Source organism: Oribacterium sp. (genome assembly GCF_057249185.1).
In genome coordinates, this window is the sequence record NZ_DBHIGR010000122.1 from 1 (window position 1) to 6955 (window position 6955).

At 43.6% G+C, this 6955-nt stretch carries 7 protein-coding genes; all 7 read left to right on the forward strand.

The genetic code is table 11. The annotated features are described in order from the left end of the window. A partial coding sequence (locus tag ACO4PX_RS07390) for a glycine/betaine/sarcosine/D-proline family reductase selenoprotein B (RefSeq protein ID WP_485572144.1) occupies positions 1 to 192 on the forward strand: 192 nt, incomplete at its 5' end. Positions 193 to 464: 272 nt separating this feature from the next. Then, a complete protein-coding gene (gene trxB / locus ACO4PX_RS07395; protein WP_308578909.1) occupies positions 465 to 1412 on the forward strand; it encodes a thioredoxin-disulfide reductase in 948 nt (315 codons plus the stop codon). A gap of 11 nt (positions 1413 to 1423) precedes the next feature. Then, positions 1424 to 1753, forward strand: coding sequence for a thioredoxin TrxA (trxA, locus tag ACO4PX_RS07400; RefSeq protein ID WP_007157945.1), 330 nt, complete (start codon positions 1424 to 1426; stop codon positions 1751 to 1753). Positions 1754 to 1822: 69 nt separating this feature from the next. Next, a complete protein-coding gene (grdA, locus tag ACO4PX_RS07405; protein ID WP_448974024.1) occupies positions 1823 to 2296 on the forward strand; it encodes a glycine/sarcosine/betaine reductase complex selenoprotein A in 474 nt (157 codons plus the stop codon). 132 nt (positions 2297 to 2428) lie between these two features. Beyond that, a complete protein-coding gene (grdC, locus tag ACO4PX_RS07410) occupies positions 2429 to 3961 on the forward strand; it encodes a glycine/sarcosine/betaine reductase complex component C subunit beta (RefSeq protein ID WP_485572145.1) in 1533 nt (510 codons plus the stop codon). A gap of 17 nt (positions 3962 to 3978) precedes the next feature. Next, positions 3979 to 5133, forward strand: coding sequence for a glycine/sarcosine/betaine reductase complex component C subunit alpha (gene grdD / locus ACO4PX_RS07415; RefSeq protein ID WP_485572146.1), 1155 nt, complete (start codon positions 3979 to 3981; stop codon positions 5131 to 5133). A 519-nt stretch (positions 5134 to 5652) separates the two neighbouring features. Continuing rightward, a complete protein-coding gene (locus ACO4PX_RS07420) occupies positions 5653 to 6780 on the forward strand; it encodes a YkvI family membrane protein (RefSeq protein WP_315376360.1) in 1128 nt (375 codons plus the stop codon). Positions 6781 to 6955: the final 175 nt, after the last annotated feature.

Here is a 6955-nt window from a genome sequence, read left to right on the forward strand (position 1 = left end):
CACATTTGTACAGTTACACCTATCTCCATGACAGTAGGTGCTAACCGTATCGTTCCGGCAATCGCTATTCCTCACCCACTTGGAAATCCGGCTATGAAACCGGAAGAGGAGAAGGCTCTGAGAAGAAAGATTGTAGAGAAGTCTTTAAAGGCTCTTTGCACAGAAGTATCCGATCAGACTATTTTCAAGTAAGCCTGTGTTTTGTAAAAACACTGCGTAATACTCATTCTTCAGGGCAGAGCCCCTGCCCTGAAGAAATTTTTATAAGGAATATAAACCGCACACTATAACAATTATTTATTGTACTTTGAATTTTTTTTATCTCTAAAAAGAGAGAAAGCTATTGAGAAAGAAAAGCTGTTTTTGTTACCATAACAAAGACCATCCATATCGGCTACACACAAGATAGACGTAGTCTATTTTGTATAATCATACATTATTCATATCTAAAGGAGAGAAAAACCATGTCCAAGATTTATGACGTGCTTATTCTGGGCGCAGGTCCCGGAGGATTGGCTGCAGGTCTTTATGCAGGAAGAGCCAGACTTTCCACCTTGATTGTGGAGAAGGGACAGGATGGCGGACAGATTGCCATTACCGATTCTATAGAGAACTATCCCGGACAGATTGTGGAAGGTGAATCCGGTCCTTCTCTAATTAAGAGAATGACTGAGCAGGCAGAGCATTTTGGCTGCGAAAGAGCCCATGACACCATCAAGGCTGTGGAATTGGACGGTGATGTGAAAAGACTCATCGGTACCAAGGAGACCTACGAGGGCAAGACTCTGATTATTGCTACAGGAGCTAATCCCCGTCCTATCGGATGTAAGGGAGAGAAGGAATTCTTAGGAAAGGGTGTTTCTTACTGTGCAACCTGTGATGCCAACTTCTTCGAGGATCTTCCCGTATTTGTAGTAGGCGGCGGAGACTCTGCGGTGGAAGAGGCTATGTATTTGACAAAGTTTGCAAGCTCCGTTACTCTTATCCACAGAAGACATGAGTTGAGAGCGGCAAAGTCTATTCAGGAGAGAGCTTTCCAGAATGAGAAGCTGCATATTATGTGGGATACCGTAGTAGAAGAGCTGTCCGGAGATGATATTCTTCAGAAGATTAAGGTGAAGAATGTAGTTACCGGAGAAGAACAGGTATTGGAAGCCAGTGAAGAGGACGGAATGTTCGGAATTTTCGGATTTATCGGCAGAATTCCTACCACAGAGATTTTCCAGGAAACCAATCTGGAAATGGATGACAGAGGATATATCCCTACAGACGAAGATATGCACACCAATATTCCCGGCGTTTTCACTGTTGGAGATGTGCGTGTAAAGAGTCTTAGACAAGTGGTTACTGCTGCTGCGGATGGTGCTATTGCAGCCACCCAGGCAGAGAAATATATTAACGAACACAAATAAAGGAGGACAAGATGTTAGAAGTTGATAAGAATACCTTCGAAGAGGAAGTGCTGAAGGCTTCCGGCTATGTATTTGTAGATTTCTTCGGAGATGGATGTGTTCCCTGTGCTGCACTTATGCCATTCGTACATTCTTTGGCTGACAAGTATGAGGGAAAGTTAAAGTTCACTTCTCTGAATACTACAAAGGCTAGAAGATTGGCTATCGGCCAGAAGATTTTAGGACTTCCCGTTATGGCTATCTATAAGGATGGACAGAAGGTGGAAGAGCTGGTTAAGGATGACGCAACAGAAGAGTCCATCCAGAAGATGGTAGAGAAGTACGTTGCTTTAAACCAGTAATCAATCGTTTCATTTGCGTATTTGACGAAAGTCATTACGATACATATCTTTAAAGAAAGGAGAGAAAAGATGGCTATTTTAAAGGGTAAAAAAGTTATCATCATCGGTGACCGTGACGGTGTACCAGGACCTGCTATTCAGGCTTGTGTAGAGACCGCCGGCGGAGAAGTAGTATTTGCTTCCACCGAGTGCTTCGTTTGAACGAGCGCAGGCGCAATGGACTTGGAAAATCAAAAGAGAGTAAAGGATTTTGCCGATAAGTTCGGACCAGAGAATCTGGTTGTTGTACTTGGCGCTGCTGAGGGGGAGGCTGCAGGACTTGCAGCTGAGACCGTTACAGCAGGAGATCCTACTTTTGCCGGTCCATTGACTGGGGTCCAGCTTGGACTCACGGTATATCATGTTTGCGAACCAGAGTTGAAGGCAGAGTTTGACGAAACTGTTTATGAAGACCAGGTTAGTATGATGGAAATGGTTTTGGATGTAGACGATATTGTCAACGAAATGAATAATATTCGCTCTGAATATTGCAAGTACCTTTAAAACCGAGGGAGCTTTTTACGGGCTCCCTTTTTTCTCAAAATTCTTTTCAAAAAAAGTACTAAAAATGGAAAAAGAACTATCTTTTCTTTGGTAAATTTGTAAAATTTAACAATAAAATATGAGGTGATCAAAATGAATAGTGTCATTAAAGGTTCCGGATATTGTTTGGCATATACTCCCGGCTTGATGTTGCAGCACGGCTCCACCATTGTGCAGGAAAGACTGGTAAATCCTGATGGTGAGTTCTTAAAGGAAATGGGAAAGCATGTTCGTAGCTTTGAGGATTGTGTAGCTTACTGGCCAAACCAGGTTTATATCGGAAACAAGACTCCCGAGGAGTTTGCCAAGGTGGAGTTTCCCTATTTCGATAAGAAGGTAGAAAATGCCAACCGTTATGGTCATTTCGGAGAGATTATGCCGGAGAACGAGTTCCTTCTTTTGGCACAGGCTTGTGACTGCTTCGAGGTTTTCTATCTGGATAAGGACTTCGTAGCGGCAAATAAGGGAGAGCTTGCTAAGGATCCTGTGATTACAGAGGCTATTTTGGCAAGAGTTCAGGAGGGCGTTGAGAACTCCGTAATCAAAGGATTTGTGGATGCTCATGAGGCAGAGCCTCTTTTCTATGAGGGTAAGCTGGTAGGATGCGTAAAGAGAGCCCATGATATTGACGTAAACCTTTCCGCAGAAGTAATGCTGGAGAACTTGATGAACAAGGCAAGCTCCGTTTTGGCTGTTCTTCACTCCTTAAAGTCCTCCAATGTAGACCCGCTTTCCATTGAATATGTTATCGACTGTTCCGAGGAAGCCTGCGGAGACGTAAACCAGAGAGGTGGCGGAAACTTCGCGAAGGCTGTAGCGGAGATTGCAGGACTGGAGAATGCTACAGGTTCCGATGCAAGAGGATTCTGTGCCGGACCTTCTCACGCTATGATTGAGGCAGCTTCTTTGGTAAAGGCAGGCGCTTTCCATACCGTTCTTGTTATCGGTGGAGGATGCGTACCTAAGCTTGCCATGAACGGAAAAGACCATGTAAAGAAAGAGCTTCCCATGTTGGAGGATTGCTTAGGATCCTTCTCCATAGTAGTGTCTGAAAATGACGGCGTTTCCGCAGAAATCAACCTGGATGTTATCGGAAGACATACCGTTGGAACAGGTGCTGCACCCCAGAATGTTATCGGTTCCTTAGTGGCTGATCCTTTGGAGAAGGCAGGACTTACCGTAAATGATGTGGATAAGTTCTCTCCGGAGATGCAGAATGCGGATATTACCAAGCCTGCCGGAGCCGGAGATGTTCCTATGGCAAACTATAAGATGATTGCTGCTCTTGCTGTTAAGAAGGGATGGCTTGAGAAGGCTGATTTGGCAAAGTTCTGTGAGGAGAAGGGCTTGGTAGGATATGCTCCAACCCAGGGTCATATTCCTTCCGGTGTTCCTTATGTGGGATTTGCTAAAGAAAGCATTGAAAAGGGAGATATGGAAAGAGTTATGATTATCGGAAAGGGATCTCTCTTCCTTGGCCGTATGACAAACCTCTTTGACGGTGTTTCCTTCCTGATTCAGAAAAATACCGGAAAGGGCCAGGGCGGAGCAGTATCCGAAGAAGAAATCCGTTCCTTAATCGCGAAGTCCATGAAGGAATTTGCACAGTCTATTTTGGGCGCATAGAAGAAAGGGTGAGAATTATGGCAAAAGAAATAAAAGAGCTCATTGCGGATACCTTTTTGGCTATGGCGGAAGGTTTGGAAACAGGCTCTTTTTCGAAGAAACCGAGAATTGCTTTAACAGGTATGGGCTCGGAGCACGGAGAGGAAAATTCCATGAAGGCTGCAGTGGCTGCGGCTAAGGATGGGGTGGACGTACTCTACATCGGTTCTTTGAAAAATGATGCGGTAGAAACCCTTGTGGTGGACAATGATGAAGAAGGGCATGACAAGATGGATGCTCTTTTAAAGGAGCATAAGATTGACGGTGCGGTAACCATGCATTATCCCTTCCCCATCGGGGTATCCACTGTGGGAAGAGCCATTACTCCAGCATTCGGCAAGGAGATGTTCATTGCCAATACCACAGGAACCTCCAGCACAGACCGTATTGAAGGAATGGTAAAGAATGCCCTTTACGGAATCATCACAGCAAAGGCATGCGGAATCAAGGAGCCTACAGTAGGTATTTTAAATGTAGACGGTGCAAGACAGACAGAGAAGGCCTTAAAGAAATTGCAGTCCAACGGCTATCCTCTTCACTTCGCAGAGTCCTCCAGATCCGACGGCGGTGCAGTGCTTCGTGGAAATGACGTTCTTCGGGGAACACCGGATGTGTTGGTTTGCGATTCCTTAACCGGAAATGTATTGTCCAAGATGCTTTCTTCCTTCAACACCGGAGGATCCTTCGAGGCCCAGGGCTATGGCTACGGCCCCGGAATCGGTGAGAACTATAATCAGCTGGTAATGATTGTTTCCAGAGCTTCCGGAGCACCGGTTTTGGCAAATGCGCTTCGCTTTGCAGGAGACCTGATCAAGGGAAATGTCTTTGGGGTAGCTAAGGAAGAGTTTGCATTGGCTAAGAAAGCCGGCTTAGATGGTATTCTTGCAGAAATCAGAGAGGCGAATAAGCCCAAGGAGCAGGGAGAATCTGTTCCTATGCCGGAGAAGGAGATTGTTACCGCTGCCGTTTACGGCATTGAAGTAACAGATTTGGATGATGCGGTATTGGAGCTTTGGAAAGAAAAGATTTATGCAGAATCCGGAATGGGTTGTACAGGACCGATTATCCGTGTTTCTGAAAGCAATTTAGCAAAGTCTGAAGAGATTTTAAGAGCAAAGGGATATATTTCTTAATCTCTCTCGGAGAAAGTATATAACTTTCGGGCTGATTTTCTTTCCTTTAGGAAAGGTATAAAGAAGTTTTGGAAAGAAAAACAAAAGGCAGGGGTTTTGCCTATACAATTTGCGCGTAATCCATTTGTTTTGCGTACAATTTAGTTGTTATAGGCCCCCCCCGCCGATTGTATAAAAAGTGCAGCTGTAGGGATGACATACATTCCTTCGGTTACGCTTATTTTTGTACCCAAAAATGAAGGAAAAAGTGACAAAATTCTTATACATAAACAGACTTGTTAAAAAATAAACAAAAAATCTCGTGGCTTGAAACAAAAAATAGTAAGAAATAACTAAAAAATTTCCTCAATATCCGAAAAATAGATTGAATAGTATTTAATTATCGGATATAATGTGGAAACAATATAGAGGACAGTAACAATTAAACATCAGGGGAAAGGAGGAAGAACGAAACTATCAATTTGCTTTACATTCATATTAAAAAATGAATGAATTAAAAGAAAAATAAGGAGTAGAATAATGGAAAAAAAGAGTTTGCAGTTTATGAAAGTGGTTAGCTTCTGTGGAGCTTGCATCGCTTTCTACATTGGGGCCGGATTTGCCACCATGCAAGAGATTATTCAGTATGTGGCTTCTTACGGATCAAAGCTTTGGATTGTCATCGCTGTGAATGCAGCAATCTATATCTATACCGACCTTTCCTTCGCAACAAACGGAAATCGTTTGAAGCTAAAGAGAGGTGGAGATATTTACACCCACTATTGTGGAAAGTATATTGGAAACTTCTTCGACTACTTTTCAGCACTGTTCTGCTATGCCTGCTTTATCGTAATGTGTGGCGGAGCCAATGCTACAGCTGCACAGCAATGGGGACTTCCCAATGGTGTAGGAGCCGTAATCCTTACCGTATTTGTTATTGCTACAGTAATTTTTGGATTAGACGGTGTTATCGAAGCTTTAGGGAAGATTGGACCCATCATCGTATTTTTTATCCTTGTGGTTTCCGTTATCAGTATTTTTAACGGTGCAGGCAATTTCTGGGAGAATTTAAAGGCAGTAGATACCGGAACGCATAAAATTGTTCAGGTAGGTAACGGTAATCCGTTCCTCTCCGGAGCTTCCTATGCAGGCTTCATGCTTCTGTGGTTCGCCAGCTTCCTGGCAGAAATTGGTTCTAAGAACCGGGTAAAGGAAGTAAATATCGGAATGCTTTTCTCTGCAGTGTTCATTATGGGAACCATGGTGATTGCCAGTGTTGCATTGATTTCTCATATTGATGTAACCAGCCAGGCGGATATTCCCGCTTTAATCTTGGCAAATACCATTTCTCCTGCTTTGGCAAGTATTTTTGCGGTAATTATCTTCTGCGGAATTTATACCACCTCCGTTCCTCTTCTTTGGACCAGTATCGGAAGAATTGAGGAAGAAGGAACCAAGAAGTATAAGCTTTATACCGTAGTATTAGGAATTATCGGTTGCGTTATCGCTTGCTTCTTACCCTATCGTTCTTTGGTAAATGTGCTTTACGGATTGAACGGATACCTTGGATTTATTCTTGTAGCTTTCATGCTGGTATATGATATCCGTACAAGAATGAGTAAGAAGGTAAAAGTGGCAGAGGCAGAAGTGGCTCCTGCAGTAGTTTAATATAGCCGAAAGAGGAAGAAACAGCTCCGGTAGTAGTTTGAAAAAGCTGAAAGCAGTAACTTCCTCCCTGGCGGCAGAATCAAGATTTTAAATCAGCTGTCCCGCGTATATCGCGGGGCAGTTTTTCTTGTGCGCCTAGCGGCGCACGTTTCTAACGGGTTAAAGTCCCGAATCC

Bases quoted from the DNA above. Each gene is read 5' to 3' on its own strand.
- trxA (WP_007157945.1), top strand. From the start codon at position 1,424: ATGTTAGAAGTTGATAAGAATACCTTCGAAGAGGAAGTGCTGAAGGCT.
- grdD (WP_485572146.1), top strand. From the start codon at position 3,979: ATGGCAAAAGAAATAAAAGAGCTCATTGCGGATACCTTTTTGGCTATG.
- trxB (WP_308578909.1), top strand. From the start codon at position 465: ATGTCCAAGATTTATGACGTGCTTATTCTGGGCGCAGGTCCCGGAGGA.
- grdC (WP_485572145.1), top strand. From the start codon at position 2,429: ATGAATAGTGTCATTAAAGGTTCCGGATATTGTTTGGCATATACTCCC.
- ACO4PX_RS07420 (WP_315376360.1), top strand. From the start codon at position 5,653: ATGGAAAAAAAGAGTTTGCAGTTTATGAAAGTGGTTAGCTTCTGTGGA.